The organism is Pseudothermotoga elfii DSM 9442 = NBRC 107921 (assembly GCF_000504085.1).
Taxonomy (GTDB): Bacteria; Thermotogota; Thermotogae; order Thermotogales; family DSM-5069; genus Pseudothermotoga_B; species Pseudothermotoga_B elfii.
Genome location: NC_022792.1, coordinates 876,147 through 891,607, shown reverse-complemented (window position 1 = coordinate 891,607; position 15,461 = coordinate 876,147). Strand labels below are relative to the sequence as shown.

16 protein-coding genes are annotated in these 15,461 nt (G+C 37.9%); 11 read left to right on the top strand and 5 right to left on the bottom strand.

Annotated elements, in window-relative coordinates:
* Positions 1–9: 9 nt before the first annotated feature.
* Both TEL01S_RS04415 and TEL01S_RS04410 read right to left on the bottom strand, forming a co-directional pair.
* Positions 10–1,215 carry an adenosylhomocysteinase gene (locus TEL01S_RS04415; protein ID WP_012002926.1) on the bottom strand — a complete coding sequence of 402 codons (1,206 nt, stop codon included), beginning with the start codon at positions 1,213–1,215 and terminating at the stop codon, positions 10–12.
* Between the two features lie 10 nt (positions 1,216–1,225).
* On the bottom strand, positions 1,226–2,266 hold the full coding sequence (locus tag TEL01S_RS04410; protein ID WP_012002925.1) for a DUF362 domain-containing protein: 1,041 nt from the start codon (positions 2,264–2,266) through the stop codon (positions 1,226–1,228).
* A 100-nt stretch (positions 2,267–2,366) separates the two neighbouring features.
* Here TEL01S_RS04410 and TEL01S_RS04405 point away from each other — a divergent pair, with 100 nt between their 5' ends.
* On the top strand, positions 2,367–3,275 hold the full coding sequence (locus tag TEL01S_RS04405) for an AEC family transporter (protein WP_012002924.1): 909 nt from the start codon (positions 2,367–2,369) through the stop codon (positions 3,273–3,275).
* Positions 3,276–3,341: 66 nt separating this feature from the next.
* Here the strand turns inward: TEL01S_RS04405 and TEL01S_RS04400 are convergent, their stop codons facing one another.
* Positions 3,342–3,944, bottom strand: a complete 603-nt coding sequence (locus TEL01S_RS04400) for a hypothetical protein (protein WP_028843273.1) — start codon at positions 3,942–3,944, stop codon at positions 3,342–3,344.
* Between the two features lie 148 nt (positions 3,945–4,092).
* On the opposite strand from TEL01S_RS04400, the gene TEL01S_RS04395 reads away from it, so the two are divergent.
* A complete protein-coding gene (locus tag TEL01S_RS04395) occupies positions 4,093–5,760 on the top strand; it encodes a DUF4910 domain-containing protein (protein WP_028843274.1) in 1,668 nt (555 codons plus the stop codon).
* Positions 5,757–7,160, top strand: a complete 1,404-nt coding sequence (gene gndA / locus TEL01S_RS04390) for an NADP-dependent phosphogluconate dehydrogenase (RefSeq protein WP_012002921.1) — start codon at positions 5,757–5,759, stop codon at positions 7,158–7,160. Before TEL01S_RS04395 ends, gndA begins: the two co-directional genes overlap by 4 nt.
* Before the next feature lie 22 nt (positions 7,161–7,182).
* Here the strand turns inward: gndA and TEL01S_RS04385 are convergent, their stop codons facing one another.
* On the bottom strand, positions 7,183–7,428 hold the full coding sequence (locus TEL01S_RS04385) for a hypothetical protein (protein ID WP_038051277.1): 246 nt from the start codon (positions 7,426–7,428) through the stop codon (positions 7,183–7,185).
* 333 nt (positions 7,429–7,761) lie between these two features.
* On the bottom strand, positions 7,762–8,112 hold the full coding sequence (gene panD, locus TEL01S_RS04380) for an aspartate 1-decarboxylase (protein WP_028843275.1): 351 nt from the start codon (positions 8,110–8,112) through the stop codon (positions 7,762–7,764).
* Between the two features lie 77 nt (positions 8,113–8,189).
* On the opposite strand from panD, the gene TEL01S_RS04375 reads away from it, so the two are divergent.
* From TEL01S_RS04375 to TEL01S_RS04340, 8 genes are all read left to right on the top strand, one after another.
* Positions 8,190–9,425 carry a patatin-like phospholipase family protein gene (locus TEL01S_RS04375; protein ID WP_028843276.1) on the top strand — a complete coding sequence of 412 codons (1,236 nt, stop codon included), beginning with the start codon at positions 8,190–8,192 and terminating at the stop codon, positions 9,423–9,425.
* A gap of 130 nt (positions 9,426–9,555) precedes the next feature.
* Positions 9,556–11,103, top strand: a complete 1,548-nt coding sequence (locus tag TEL01S_RS04370) for a bifunctional UDP-sugar hydrolase/5'-nucleotidase (protein ID WP_012002917.1) — start codon at positions 9,556–9,558, stop codon at positions 11,101–11,103.
* A 100-nt stretch (positions 11,104–11,203) separates the two neighbouring features.
* Positions 11,204–12,082 carry an RnfABCDGE type electron transport complex subunit D gene (locus TEL01S_RS04365; RefSeq protein ID WP_012002916.1) on the top strand — a complete coding sequence of 293 codons (879 nt, stop codon included), beginning with the start codon at positions 11,204–11,206 and terminating at the stop codon, positions 12,080–12,082.
* Complete coding sequence (locus tag TEL01S_RS04360) at positions 12,079–12,687, top strand: FMN-binding protein (RefSeq protein WP_012002915.1); 609 nt, start codon at positions 12,079–12,081, stop codon at positions 12,685–12,687. Before TEL01S_RS04365 ends, TEL01S_RS04360 begins: the two co-directional genes overlap by 4 nt.
* Complete coding sequence (locus tag TEL01S_RS04355) at positions 12,684–13,289, top strand: Rnf-Nqr domain containing protein (RefSeq protein ID WP_012002914.1); 606 nt, start codon at positions 12,684–12,686, stop codon at positions 13,287–13,289. The genes TEL01S_RS04360 and TEL01S_RS04355 overlap by 4 nt, the downstream gene beginning before the upstream one ends.
* Complete coding sequence (locus TEL01S_RS04350) at positions 13,286–13,873, top strand: NADH:ubiquinone reductase (Na(+)-transporting) subunit E (protein WP_012002913.1); 588 nt, start codon at positions 13,286–13,288, stop codon at positions 13,871–13,873. Before TEL01S_RS04355 ends, TEL01S_RS04350 begins: the two co-directional genes overlap by 4 nt.
* 10 nt (positions 13,874–13,883) lie before the next feature.
* The gene (locus TEL01S_RS04345; RefSeq protein ID WP_012002912.1) at positions 13,884–14,996 is read left to right on the top strand and encodes an NADH:ubiquinone reductase (Na(+)-transporting) subunit F; all 1,113 of its coding nucleotides are present in this window, start codon (positions 13,884–13,886) and stop codon (positions 14,994–14,996) included.
* 14 nt (positions 14,997–15,010) lie between these two features.
* A complete protein-coding gene (locus tag TEL01S_RS04340) occupies positions 15,011–15,460 on the top strand; it encodes a hypothetical protein (protein ID WP_012002911.1) in 450 nt (149 codons plus the stop codon).
* The last annotated feature ends 1 nt before the right edge of the window (position 15,461 follow it).

Below are 15,461 nucleotides of genomic sequence, written 5' to 3'. Positions count from 1 at the left end.
TTATCCCCCTCAGAAGCTTTCCAGATATCTCCGCTGCTCGATTGACAGCTCATCGATTTTTACACCGAGTGTTTTCAGTTTCATTTCTGCGACTCTGTAATCTATTTCTGCAGGTACCGGATAAACCTCTGGTTGCAAAGAAGTTTGCGAAAGATATATCAAGGAAAGTGTCTGCACAGCAAATGAAAGATCCATTATTTCTACTGGGTGGCCATCTGCAGCAGCAAGATTAACCAGTCTTCCCTCAGCCAGCAAAAAAATAGTCTTACCATTGGGTAAAATATAACCAGTAACATTCTCTCTTGCTTCAAATTTTTGTGTTGCTAGTCGCTCAAGTGCTTTGACATCTACTTCAACATTGAAGTGTCCTGCATTTGACAGAACAGCTCCATTTTTCATTCTGAGAAATTCTTCTACAGATATAACAGATGTGTTTCCCGTAGCGCAGATGAAAAAATCTCCATGCTCAGCGGCTTCTTTCATCCTCATAACCTCAAAACCATCCATAATGGCTTCAATAGCTTTTATTGGATCTATTTCTGTCACGATAACACGAGCCCCCAGTCCTCGTGCCCTGAATGCTATGCCCCTTCCACACCATCCGTAGCCAGCAACAACAACTGTTTTTCCTGAAACCAGAAGATTTGTATTTCTCATTACGCTGTCCCACGTGGATTGACCTGTGCCATAACGATTGTCAAATAGATGTTTCATAAGAGCTTCATTGACCGCTATAACTGGAATTTTCAATTTTCCTTGCGATTTCAAAGCTTTGATTCTTCTCACTCCCGTTGTCGTTTCTTCTGTTATACCCTTTAAATTTTTAAGTGCGGATGGGATTTTCGTATGAGCTGTGATTGTTAAATCTGCTCCGTCGTCCAGTATCAAATCTGGATTTTGTTCAAGAACAGAGACAATTCCCCTGAAATAAACATCCTCATCTTTTGTATGTTTTGCGAAAACCATGATCTCATGCTCTTTGAGGGCCTCTGCCACATCATCCTGTGTGCTTAGTGGATTACTGCCAGTAATGACAACCTTTGCGCCAAGATTTCTAAGAGTTATCGCAAGACATGCTGTTTTCGCTTCTAAATGTATGGACATACCCACCGTAAAATCCTTCAAAGGTTTCTGCTGGGAATATTCACTCTCAATCAAATTTAGTAAAGGCATAAATCTCTTTGCCCAATCTATTTTTTTATGTCCGGAAATCACTACTATCACCTCACAAAAACTTTCTAATCAGGTCTATTGCCCCACGTGGACACACCTCATGACATACATAACACCTGATACACTTATTGTAACTTATAAAATAATTCGATATATCAATGGCTTTCGCTGGACATCTTTCTTCACATATTCTACATTGAACACACCGCTTTTTGGATATTTTTGGTACACGAATAATTTTTCTTGCCAGATTTTTAAGCATTCCAGGCACAGGTAATGTTTCAGCAGTAACAGGAAGTTTTATTGTGTCAGACCAATTACCATCTATTTCATAATCAGGAATAAGGTTTCTTTTAATAGCCTCTTTCAACACGAAAACTATCTCAGGATTAACACCAATTCTTTTGCAGACGGCATGATCAACAGCAAAAGCATTTTCACCAACGACAAGCATATTAAACTGCTTCAGCTTTCCATTAGCAGGACCATTGCCTTCCATACCAATAATACCATCCAGAATAGTCAAAACTGGCTTTACCAATAAATGTATGTCCACTAACAATGAGGCAAAATTTTCATTATGTGCACATCTAATATGCCAGCCAGATTTCTCAAATCCCGGAACACATCCAAAAGTGTTTTTCACGCCCATAGTAAATATCATCTGAGAGTGGGTTTTCAGTTTTGCAACATTAACTACTTTGTCTGCCTGGAAGACCTTAGAGCTGATTTTTATCTTCTTATAAATTTCCCCATCTACTTCGACAGGATCGTCCAATTCAACTATAGGAACAGAGAGTTTTTCACATATCTGACTGATTCCAGTATGAGCGATTACTTTTTTAAAAGAACCTGAAGCTGGGCTATCACCAACAAAGGGCCTGGTCTCAAGTGATATTAAAAACTTTAAAATAGTTTTCAAAACTTCTGGATGAGTCGTCACACCTTCGTTGGGTTCTCTTGCAGAAAGTAAATTTGGTTTCACCAAAACCCTGTCTCCTTTTTCAAAGATGTGAGAATATTTTGCGAGTAGTGGGAGAAGAACTTTCTCAACACGATCATAGCTCTCACATTGTCTGAAATAAACCTTCAAATGGTTTCACTCCTTTTTTAATATTCTACTCGAATTGTGTTAAGGTTCACAATCACCATCTTTATAAGGTATGATACTTTCAGAGATTGGAGGTGGTGTATTGGCTCAAACGGTTGCCAATCAAATTTTCATCATATTTCTTTTAATTGGTCTGGGATTTTTTATTAGAAAAATAAAATTGATAAATGATGGATTCACCCAGGGTGCAACAAATCTAATAATTTATGTGACATTGCCTGCAATGGTTCTTGCATCTATGGACAGAGATTTTACCAGAGAGCTTGCTTTAAACGGATTGATCATTTTCCTGCTAGGCGGGCTTATGTATGCCATACTCTCAATTATTGCTTTTATTTTTGTCAAAGTGAGAAAAATAAACGATGACAGCAAAGGTGTCTATCTCTACATGATAATTTTTGGTAATGTAGGATATCTTGGATATCCGATAATGAGTATTGCATTCGGAGAAATAGGCGTCTTTTACGCAGCTTTTTTTAACATATGGTTCAACATACTTACATGGACTCTCGGAGTTAAATTAATGTCAAAGGACAGAGTAAGCATAACAAAATTACTACTCAATCCCGGACTTCTGGCCACTTTGCTTGGCGTAGTAATATTTTTTCTGAACATAGATTTACCATCCACAGTAAAAACCACTCTGGAAATGATAGGCAATACGACTGTCCCGCTTGCAATGTTCGTGATAGGTGCTTTTCTTGCAGATGCGAAGTTTTCTTCAACAGTAAAAAACAAAGAGTTATATATGGCGTCTTTAATGAAATTGATTGCTGGACCTCTTTTAATGGTCATAATATTATTTTCGGTCGAATTGTCTTCAACTATTAAAGCAATACCTATAGTGATGAGCGGTATGCCATCTGGCGTAAACACAGCTATCTTTGCACGAATGTTTAACAGGGATTATAAGCTTGCTTCTCAGGGAGTTGTGCTTTCAACTGCATTATCGTTGATAACTTTACCTTTGCTTTTGATGATCATTCTCTGATTTTTCTCGTTTTAGATGAAAAAGCGCCGGTTTTCACCGGCGCCATTCGAGGGGGTGGGAGGTGAGTCATCCTAAATATGTTTTTAACGCTGCCTCGAAATCATCGTCAAGCAATATTCCCAATCCAACGAACGAACCAGAAAATCCAAATCTAACATTACCGAATCTTCCATATAAATCGCCGCGTCCCATTCTTGGCATGTCTTCGGCTGGCATTCGCCCTTTAGCTGGAGATATCTGTTGATATCTTCCCTGAATCTGTTGTCTGTATTGATTGGCATTGTTATTGATGTAATCTTTCAAATTCTCAAGCTGCCCTACAGTAATCAGGTTCTCAACCTTTGTCTGAAATTCCTGCAAAATATCGATTCTTTTTTCATCAAGGCTTTTTCTTTCTGCTGAAAATTCGTTGAGTGACAGGGCTTTCGATTTTTCAAGCAAAGCTTCATACTCACTCTCAAGCGCTTCCAGCTGAGCTTTCGTTTCAGAAATAGCATTCAACAACTGCTGCGCCTGGTCTTCTGTTAAATCAAGAGCTTTAATAAGCTCTGTGTAAATGACTTGCTTATGTGTTGAATTTCTCAAACCAAAACCTGCTCCAAATGCTCCTGCAAAACTAAGGGTCGCCACTAAAACTACTGTCAATGTCACTAAAAATACTTTTTTCACACAGATCACCTCCATAAAATTTTTGCTTCCAATATAATTGTCCTGAAATGAATGTTTTATGTTCTACTTTTTAAGAAAACTCTAATAAATACCTTTTTTCAAAAAATATCGTCCACAAGTCATACAATCTATTCTGGAGGAGATTATTATGCTTAATGAACAAGAGACATTTGAAATTATGAGGTTCATATCTTCCTATCATAGAGTTCGAGGAAGCCGGGAATACAGATCACTTTTAGCAAAAATAAAAGAAATGCTTCTAAATTGGGGAATACCTGAAAAATCTATCCAGGTTATAGAGTATGCTTCTGGGGACGTGAAATATGGTAATTTTGAGACAACAATGGTGTGGGAAATACAGAATGGCGAACTTTGGATAGACACGCCAAGGACATTTATAAATTCTTTCAAAGCGTGTAAAACTTCTGTACTATTTGGAAGCAATCCAACTAATGGTTGGCAAGTACTGGAAATTGTTGATGAAAATTACAAAGGAGATTTTTCCTCCAGGGCGGTAGTCACAGATCAAAATCCAAATATGGCATTCAAAAAATACGTGAAAGAACTCGGGGCAAAGTGCCTTCTTGTTTATTTCATGAGAGCTCAGGATGAATCAATTGGAAGGGCTCCGGAAAAAATGCCAGATACTATAAATTATCTGTCTTTGCCCCACACTTTTGAAACATCACAATATGGTGCCTTCGGTTTTTCTCTAACATACAATCAATATAAATTACTCAGAGAACTTGCAAACAAGAATTTCAAGGTGAGATTGATGATTGATAGCCACCTTGAAAAAGGTTTTGTTCATGTTATGAGAATTAGTTTTTCTCCCGAAAGATTCCCTAAGATAGCTGTTGTAGCACATCTATGTCACCCGAGTCCAGGGGCAAATGACAATGCTTCAGGTGCTGCTCTTGCATTGCATCTGTGTAATTTGCTGGCTCAAAACAGGGTAAACGCAGGCGTTGATATTTTACTATTGCCAGAATTCTATGGAACTTTACCGTATGTTGCTGAGAATAAATATGATTTCGTTATCAACCTCGATATGATAGGTGAGGCACAGGATAAAACAGGTTCGGCGCTGATATTTCACGAAACAATCCCACTGTTAAATACATATTTTGACGAACTTCTATATCAATCGCTTCTATCTTGTGAACCGAATAAAATCGGTCTTTTAAGAAAAAAGTTTTTTAGATCACCTTTTAAATCGGGGTCTGACCATGTTGTGTTTCAGAGTTATGGGATTCCAGCGCCATTCATAGGTCAATGGCCAGACAGATATTATCACACAAATGAAGACACTCCTGATAAATGTGACCCAGCAATGTTCAAATGGATTGCAGAAGCTGTTTTCAGAACTATATCGCTTGCCCATGACATTCCAAAAGATATTATAGAAATAACGAAAGGGAGGGTCAAAGGATTTCTGACGAAAATCAAAAAAACTCCTGGCTCAGATGCAATAATATCTGCTGTGAAAAAAGCTCACGGTTTAAAAGCTAAACCAGCTCCATCGAAAATCAGATTAAAAACTTCGAACAATGGCCCTCTTGGATACGAATGGCTTGGCAAAGCAGAAGGAGTCCCAGATAAAGAATATATCGTGGATCTTGCCGAGGTATTAAATATGGCTGTGCGATTCACCGGTGATTTCGATGCATCTGTTTCTTTTACATCAACTTACTTATCTGTGGACCCAGAAGAAGTCATAGAAATTTTAAATCTACTGATAAAAGAGGGACTCATTTATAAACAACCAGAGAGTAAAATAACTGGGAATGAAGATAGATTGGAGGCGATAGAATGAATGATATAGGCCTTATTGGACTTGCAGTAATGGGTCAAAATCTTGCTCTGAATATTGTTAGAAATGGATACTCGGTTTCTGTTTACAACAGAACAGCCGAAAAAACGAAAAAATTTATCGAAGAAAGAGTAAAAGGTGAAAAGATAACACCATACTACGATGTCCAAAATTTTGTCAAATCGCTTTCAAGACCGAGAAAGATCATCTTGATGGTAAAAGCAGGAAACCCTGTCGATGAGATAATTCAGGAGCTTCTACCTTACCTGCAGGAAGGTGATTTGCTGATTGATGCAGGTAACTCACATTATAATGATACAGACAGAAGGCTTGAAAAACTTTCACATAAAGGCATCCTGTATCTCGGAATGGGAGTTTCAGGTGGAGAATATGGTGCCTTACATGGGCCATCAATAATGCCTGGTGGAAGTCTGAAAGCTTATCAAATGGTTGAAGAAATGCTTTTGAAAATTTCGGCAAAGACAGAAGATGGACCTTGCTGCAGTTATATAGGTGATGGCTCAGCAGGCCACTTTGTAAAGATGGTTCATAATGGAATTGAATACGCCATAATGCAATCAATAGCAGAAATTTATGACATAATGAGAAAGATTCTGGGTATGAAGAGCAATGAGATAGGTCTGATTTTTCACCAGTGGAATGAAGGTAAATTGTCTTCTTTTCTTGTAGAAATAACTTACAAAATTATGCAGCATATTGACGAACAGACCCAAAAACCTCTTGTTGAACTGATTCTTGACAAAGCAGAGCAGAAAGGAACGGGAAAATGGACCGCACAGGCAGCCTTTGATCTCGGCATTCCAACTCCATCCTTGAATCTGGCAGTTGTTGCAAGGGCTCTTTCCCATTTCAAAAAAGAGAGGGAGATTCTTTCAAATTTGTTTGGTGAAAAAAACAGAATTGCTGGTGATAGATCATTGATAAGCGACTTAGAAAAATCCCTCGAACTTTCGATGTTCTCGTCTTTTTCGCAGGGCCTCTGGTTAATTCATGAAGCTTCTATAGCCCACAATTATAAAATAAATTTACTCGAGATACTGAGAATCTGGAAAGGTGGATGCATAATCAGAGCAAAGATGCTTGATTTCATCAAAGATATTCTTAAAGAAAATCCACAAAACATCAATCTTCTTTTCAGCGAAAAGGCAATGAACTTTATCAAAGACAAAATTAAATCTGTTATCAGGGTGACAGAACTGTCAAGAAGATCTGGTATACCTACCTTTTTGCTAAATTCAACGCTGGATTATATATTCAGTCTGACAGAATCTCATTTGCCAGCTAATCTAATTCAAGCGCAACGCGACTTCTTTGGAGCCCATACATTTGAAAGAACTGATGAAGAAGGCATTTTCCATGTAGAATGGCAACCTCTGGAATAAAAGCCCCCTGGGGGGCTTTTATTTAACTATCAAAAGATAATTCCATATAATCTGCTTTTACTCCCGGCATCTTATTTAGTTTCTCGCACAACTCTTTGTGCTGTTCGGAACTTCCAACTAATTCAAGAATTATCAAACCAGCATCCGAACAGTTATCCAGAACACCATCATGCAATCCGAGTCGGGTTTTGATCAAACACCCCCAGGCCGTTAGAATTTTCTGAACTCTTTCGGCCGTTTCTTTTCTGTTATCGACCAGAATAGCCATAACAGTTTTTATTGGGACTTTTTCCAAATTTGCCACCTCCCTATCTCTTACCAATCTATATCACTAACAGTTTTTATTCTATCCTAATTAATATAAAGTTGTGTGCTCAATCTTTTCTGCTCGATTTTTATAAACCGTTTGCACGATTGCAAACTGGCCAGCTCCAAGATTTATAAATCTGTGCAAATAGATAATCTGGTCACCTTTAATGATATAAGCGCCCAAGGCAAGTATTATTCTTCTACAAACAACCTGGATAAATACCTTTTTTAGCTAAATTTCGTCTTGATGATAACACAACAAATCTGACAGGGGGTTTCTTATTATCCTGTGTTACTTTACATGAATGACCTGATTTTTCTCATTTAATATAGCCACTTTTGGACCTGAGTATTCACCATCATTAAATATACCAAAGCTCATTACGATTATTCTATCACCTTTCTCAACCAGACGAGCAGCTGCTCCATTCAATGATATGGTCCCGCTTCCAGGTTTTCCTTTTATGACATAAGTTTCGAAACGCTGCCCATTGTTTAAATCAGCTATCAGCACAAGTTCATTTTCTTTCAGGTCAACAATATTCATGAGCTCCTCATCTATCTCAATACTTCCCTCATAATTTATATTCTTATCGGTTACGCATGCCATATGAAGCTTCGATTTAAGCATAAATCGCATCACATTTATCCCTCCAAAGATTGATTATATCAGTATCACGCTGATGAATCAATTTTAGTATAATAAATCTGGTGATGTTAATGTCAACTTTTATAGCTGCAGCCACAAGTGTCGCATTGATTTTATCTGGTGGTGGAGGAAGGGGTGCTTACCAAATAGGAGTTTGGAAAGCTCTTAATGAGCTCAGGATTGAGATTGACGCAGTCTATGGCACTTCTGTCGGAGCTATCAATGGAGCAATGATTAGCATAGGGGATTATGAATTTGCTGAAAAAAGCTGGCTCGAATTGACTTTTGGAGACATAATGAATATACCAGAAAGCGTTAAAAAGTTGATCAGCGGCAAATTCGCCGATTTAAGTATTCCCGAGGCTATCGATGCCACAAGAAAGTTGATAAGCGAGAAAGGTATTGATATCTCGCCATTGCGCGAAAAATTGAAGGCATTGCTTCCAGAAGAAAAAATCAGGAATTCAAAGGTTCACTATGGTTTAGTTGCCTACTCTGTGTCTGAACTAAAGCCATACATGCTTTACATAGAAGAAATACCTGATGGAATGCTGGCTGATTATATCTTATCAAGTGCAAATTTCCCTCTCTTTAAACGAGAAGAAATAGGTGGCAAGTTGTTCATTGACGGTGGTGTTTACAGCAATATACCACTTAAAATGGCAATAGATAAAGGATATGAAAACATAATTGTTGTTGACATTGGCACTGTTGGCGTAGCCGATATACTCGAATATATAAGAATATTCATGGACAGAGGGAAAATAGAATACATAAGACCCCGGGAGCATTTTGCAACTATACTTACTTTCGATCCAGAAATTTCCAGAAAATATCTCCTTGAAGGTTATCTGGATACTCTCGCGCATTTTGGAAAACTCTACGGTGAAAATTATTACATAGCAGATAATACAGATATAATTGGATTTCTGTTTAAAAATCTTGACCCTGTTAAAAGAGATATAGCTGCCTCTTTATTGGGTGTTGGTATTCCTGTATCAGAGAAGCCAGAAGTTCAGTACAGTCAATACATATTGCCAAGATTACGACTCGAAACTTTATCAGTATCCGATAATCCGAACACGATCTGTCTCAAAGTACTTGAAGATGTTGCAAAATTTCTGAAAATAGAAAGGCTCAAAACATACACAACGCAGGAATTACTCGAATCAATTTGTCAATCTCAATTACCAGCAGGTTTGATTCAGTCAATTATGTATCAGGCTAAATATAAAAGGCTTGTCGATTTTCTAAGATTCATATACATAAACGGTCACAAGAAATTTGATGAGAATTTTTTACCTTGATTTGAAATGTTGCCATTTTCACCAGAATACATGTCTTTAAGAATTTTTTGAAATTTTGTACAATATTTTTGCCAGAGTTCCTTAGGATAATGATGTCAGCTTTTTTATTATCAGAAAGGGGGTTTTTAAGGTGAGAAAGTTCCTGGCTCTTTTGCTTCTCGTGATCGTTTGTTTTGGCTTTGCCACAAGACTAACCATTTTGCACATCAACGATACTCACGGCCACGCATGGACCTTTAGCGAAAGCGGCAATCCTGATATAGGTGGTTTTGCAGCAATTGCTACCATTGTAGAGGAAGTTCGAAAAGAAGTTGAATCTCAGGGCGGACATGTCCTTTTCCTTCATGCCGGCGATCTGAACACAGGGGTTCCTGAATCTGATCAGCTTGATGCAGCGCCTGATATTGTTGCTCTGAATATGATGAAACTCGATGCAGCAACATTTGGAAATCATGAATTTGACAAACCGAAAACAACACTTGCCAAGCAGATGAAGCTTGCTTCATTTCCATTTGTTTGTGCAAATTTTGCTGATCCAGAAGAAATAATCAAGCAGGAACCTTACATAATCAAAGATTTTGAAAATCTGAAAGTTGCTATCTTCGGACTTACCACAGAAGAAACAGCTATATTAGAACCCATTCACTTAAATGGTGCAACTTTTTCGAATGCCATCGAAACAAGTAAGAAACTTGTACCGGAGCTCAGATCAAAGGCCGACGTAGTGATCGCATTAGTCCATCTCGGTTGGGAACCACAGGGAGAAGGCAAAACAACAAGCAGAGAATTGGCTCAAATGGTGAGCGGAATAGATGTAATCGTTGATGGTCACAGTCATACAAAATTTGATGAAGCTCAGATAGTAAATAATACCATCGTTGTTCAGGCCTGGGAATGGGGTAAATATGTTGGAAGGCTTGATCTGGAAATTCAGGACGGGAAAATCGTTTCATGGAACTGGAGACCCATACCAGTTAATTTGAAAATCTACAAAGGCAAAGACGATTCAGGAAAAGATATCTATGAATACGCCGAAAAACCGTATACGGAAAACTTTTACGTAAGAACAGTTCTGAGTTATTTCAAATCGCTTGGAAGTGAAAAATTAGATGCAGTTATTGGTGAAACAAAGATCATTCTCGATGGTGAAAGAACCAACGTCAGGGCACGAGACACAAATCTTTCGAATCTGATCTGCGATGCAATGGCTTGGAAGACAAGAGCAGATGTGGCTCTGACTAACGGCGGCGGCATAAGAGCATCAATAAAATCTGGAAAAATAACCATAAGAGATGTACTAACAGTGTTACCATTTGGAAATACTCTGTATGTGATCAAAATGACCGGCAAAGAGATTATGGAAGTACTCAATTATGCTGCAACAATAAAGGAAGGTCAGGGTGCCTTTCTGCACACCTCAGGTTTAACGTGGAAGAGTGTTGCTGGAAAGGTAGTGGAAGCAAAGATAAATAATGAACCAATTATTCCAGAAAAAATCTATACAGTGGTTACCAACAATTACATGGCTCAGGGTGGAGATGGATATACAATGCTCAAGGATCTGCCTGGATATGATACAGGTTTCAGAATGGACAGTATCGTTGTAGAATACATACAAACAGCATTAAACGGTCTTATAGAAGATTACGATTCAAATCCGAGATACATCAGAGAGTAAATGCAATTTTTGCTCAAAACGGGGATTATATCCCCGTTTTTTTATTTCATTTTGTATCCTTTGAGAAACAATAGTATAATAAAACCCGGAGGGATAATAAATGCCTCTGTTTCAGAAACAACCGATGATGAGGCGTGTTTTGTATTCCCTGATACCTATCTATGTTTTTTCGATTTATCTGTATGGTTTAAGAACCATCTGGTTGAGCCTTCTGGTTTTTATTAGTGGCATATTTACAGAATATATAATGGAAAGCCGGAAGAAAAAACCTGTAAGTGAAGCCGTGCTGGTTACCTGCGCACTGTTAAGTTTGTCATTACCTCCTCTCACTCCTTGGTGGATTGCTGTTATTGCCGCGTTCTTCGGCGTTTTTTTTGCGAAAGAAGTTTACGGGGGGTTCGGCAGAAATGTCTTCAACCCGGCAATTGTTGGAAGGTTGTTTGTTTATATATCTTTTCCTATTCAGATGACTACAAAGTGGATAATACCGAAAGCAGATGTTTTTACATCTGCAACGCCGTTAGATTTACTTAGATCAGGACAAAAACTCAATATAGAGGAACTCTTCTTTGGTTTTAGATCGGGATCTATAGGCGAAAGTAGCATAATACTTATCGTGCTGGCAGCAGTATATCTTATTATCACAAAAACCGCAAGCTGGAGAATAATGGTATCAACTTTTGGTTCGGCAACCCTGCTGACATTACTGTTTGATATTTTTCATCTCGGGCCACCAGCTTTACCCATGCTACTTTCTGGAAGTTTTCTCTTTGTAACTGTTTTTATGGCAACAGATCCCGTTTCAGCTCCCAAAAAAACATCTTCTCAATGGATATATGGGGTAATCATAGGTATCTGTAGTGTTTTAATAAGGACCTTTTCGCTTTTCTCTGAAGGTACAAGTTTTGCTGTCTTACTTGGAAACACATCTGCTTCCTTGCTTGATGAACTGATGGCAAAAAAGAAGGTGAAGGTATGAAAAAAGAGAGTAAGTTGTATACAATAACATTCACCTTCGTTGTTACATTTGTTTTTGTCTTCGTGTTATCTTTTTTGAATTCTGCCACGAGTGAGCGAGTTAGTCAAAATCAACGCTTGTTCACTATAAAAGCCATTTTGAATGGATTTGGAATCGAATATAAAAACGATATAGAAGCTCTAAACATATTCAAAAAGAATGTTTTAATTCAAAAAATAGATGGTGTAAATATCTACTCTACGGTAGTTGAAGGAAAAAAACTCTATGGAATTATTTTTACAGGTAATGGGCTGTGGAGTACAATCTCAGGCTTTGTAGCTACAGATGAAAATGTAGAGAGAATAGCAGGAGTGGATTTTATATCTCAAAATGAAACTCCCGGACTTGGTGGAAGAATAGAGGAAAACTGGTTCAAAGAACAATTTAAATCTGAAAAATTGATCGATGGCAGAATAACAGTAACAGCCATCGGGCAGGCAGATGAAAATCACGAGAACGGTAAGGTGGATGCCATAACAGGTGCAACGCAAACATCCAAGGCTGTCGAGAAAATCATCAACGAATATCTCGAGAAATTGAGGGTTATCCTGGGGGTGAAACAGTGAACAGAGTTTTTGAAATAACAAAGAGAAATATTTTAACTGAAAACCAGATACTTGTTCAGATACTTGGCATATGTTCAACGCTCGCTGTAACAAATAACCTTAGAAATACCCTGATAATGGCTATAGGTGTGACATTGGTAACAGGTTTTTCCAATCTCACTGTTTCATTGATAAAAGATTATATTCCGCGCAAAATCAGAATGATGATGGAAACGCTTATCATTTCATTTTATGTGATTATTGTTGATATTATCTTGAGGGCATACCTTCCAGAGGTGAGCAAAGCTCTGGGACCATATGTTGGCTTGATAATAACTAACTGCATCATAATGGGCAGAACAGAAGCTTTTGCTCAATCAAACACTCCTCTTATTTCTTTTTTGGATGGTCTAACTGCCGGGCTTGGGTATACATTTGTACTAATAATCGTAGCTTTTGTACGTGAATTGCTCGGTTTTGGAACTATTTTTGATCTAAAAGTTATGCCGGCTAATTTTGTGCCAGTGACCATAATGGTAATGGCCCCAAGTGCATTTTTTGTGGTTGCAATCCTGATGTGGATTTTTAAGTCAGCTGTTTTGAAGGGTGGGGAGAAAAAATGACTGTTGATCCCATCACTTTGCTTTTTGCTTCAATTTTTACAAGCAACATTCTTTTGACGAATTTCCTCGGTATGTGCTCTTACATATCAATATCCAAAGATTTGAAATCCTCAAACGGTTTAGGAATGGCTGTTAGTTTTGTCATGACTGTCACAACTGTGATCAACTGGTTCGTTTATCATTACATAATTGTACCTTTTGAACTGGAGTATCTCAGATATATTATCTTCATAATTGTTATAGCTGCTGTGGTCCAGATAATGGAAATGATCATAGATAGAATTTCTCCGACTTTGTACTTGAACCTGGGGATCTTTCTACCTTTGATAACAGTGAATTGTGCAATACTCGGTGTAACTTTGTTCATGCAAATAAGAGAATACACGCTAATCCAGTCTCTGTTCTACGGATTGGGTTCGGGCTTGGGATGGTGGCTCGCAATAGTTTTGCTGGCAGCAATAAGGAAAAAAACAGACAATGCACCAGCACCAGCAGGCTTGAAAGGTAACGGGCTGACTTTTATAACAATAGGCATAATGGCTATGGCATTCATGGGTTTTTCCGGAATGATAAAAGTTCAGTGAGGTGAAGTAAATGCATGTTTTAACAGCTCCACTCATAATTGCCCTGGTAAGCTCATTGCTTGCTTCTGTTATCGTAATATTGGATAGCATTGTCAACAATTACGGTGATGTGAAAATAACCATAAACAGGAAAAAAACCCTTACTGTTAAAGGAGGAGCGCCATTACTTTTTACACTGGCCTCACAACAGATATACATACCATCGGCATGTGGGGGGAGAGGAAGTTGTGGTGTTTGCAAAGTAAAGGTACTTTCAGATGTAGGACCTTATTTGCCAACAGAAACACCTTACATGACGAAAGAACAGATTAGAGAGAACATAAGGTTATCGTGTCAAATAAAAGTGAAAAAAGATATTGAAATAGAAATACCAGAGGAATTGTTGTTTGCAAAGAAATTCAAAGCCATTGTCGAGAAAATAAGAAATGTAACATACGATATAAAAGAACTCACACTGAAATTGATAGATCCACCATCTATCGATTTTAAGGCTGGTCAATATATACAACTTTCGATTCCACCTTATGAGAAAATAACACAGACAACACAAAGAGCTTATTCTATATCTTCCGTTCCAAGCCAGAAAGATAGAATAGAACTTTTAATAAGATTGGTTCCCGGGGGCATTGCGACAACTTATGTTCATAAATACATGAAAGAAGGCGAGCAGGTTGAGATAACCGGGCCTTTCGGTGAGTTCTACGTTCGAGACACAGATGCAACCATGATTTGTGTAGCTGGTGGGTCCGGAATGGCACCGATAAAATCTATAATCTTTGATCTATATGAAAAAAATATAAATAACAGAGAAATCTGGTATTTTTTTGGTGCGAAATCGTTAAAAGATCTCTTTTATGTTGAAATTTTCGAGGATCTGGAAGGCAAATGGGATAAATTTCATTTTGTACCAGCACTTTCAAATCCAGCCCCTGATGATCAATGGAATAAAGATGTAGGTCTGATAACAGAGGTTTTGGACAAATATATGAAAGATAAAATTGATAAATCGAGACCTTTGGAGGGCTATCTGTGTGGAAGTCCGGGAATGATTAATGCCTGCGTTGATGTTATGAAAAAAAACAACATTCCGGAAGGAAAAATATATTACGACAAATTTGCATAATAAGGGGTGAGGTTATGAAAATGCCTCCTGAATACATCGAAGCTCAAAAAAACATGCAACCAGGTGTTATAAGCTCTATGGGTTTTCTGGGAGAAGATAGTAGAAATCTTGCGGATATAATTCAAACCGATGAAAACTTGATGGCCAGATTTAACCTGAGCTTTGAAGAAGTTTCCAGATGGATGAAAGAAATGATGAATGAAGCTTTGAAGGGCCTTGGAGAATCTGTGATTGTAAGAAACAAATGGGAGGTTCAGCTTTACGAAGCGAGAGGATTTATCCCATGCCCATTTAAAGATGGTATTTTCAGGAAAAGGGTGGTTGTTATTAAAAAAATCGGCAGTAATCTTCAATTAACGCTTAGTGATCTTTCTATACATCTTTTTGAAAAACACCATTTTCTGCAGGGAAGGGGATCATTTTTTAGAATAGAGCCACAGATTTTAAAAGAACTTTTGTCCTGAT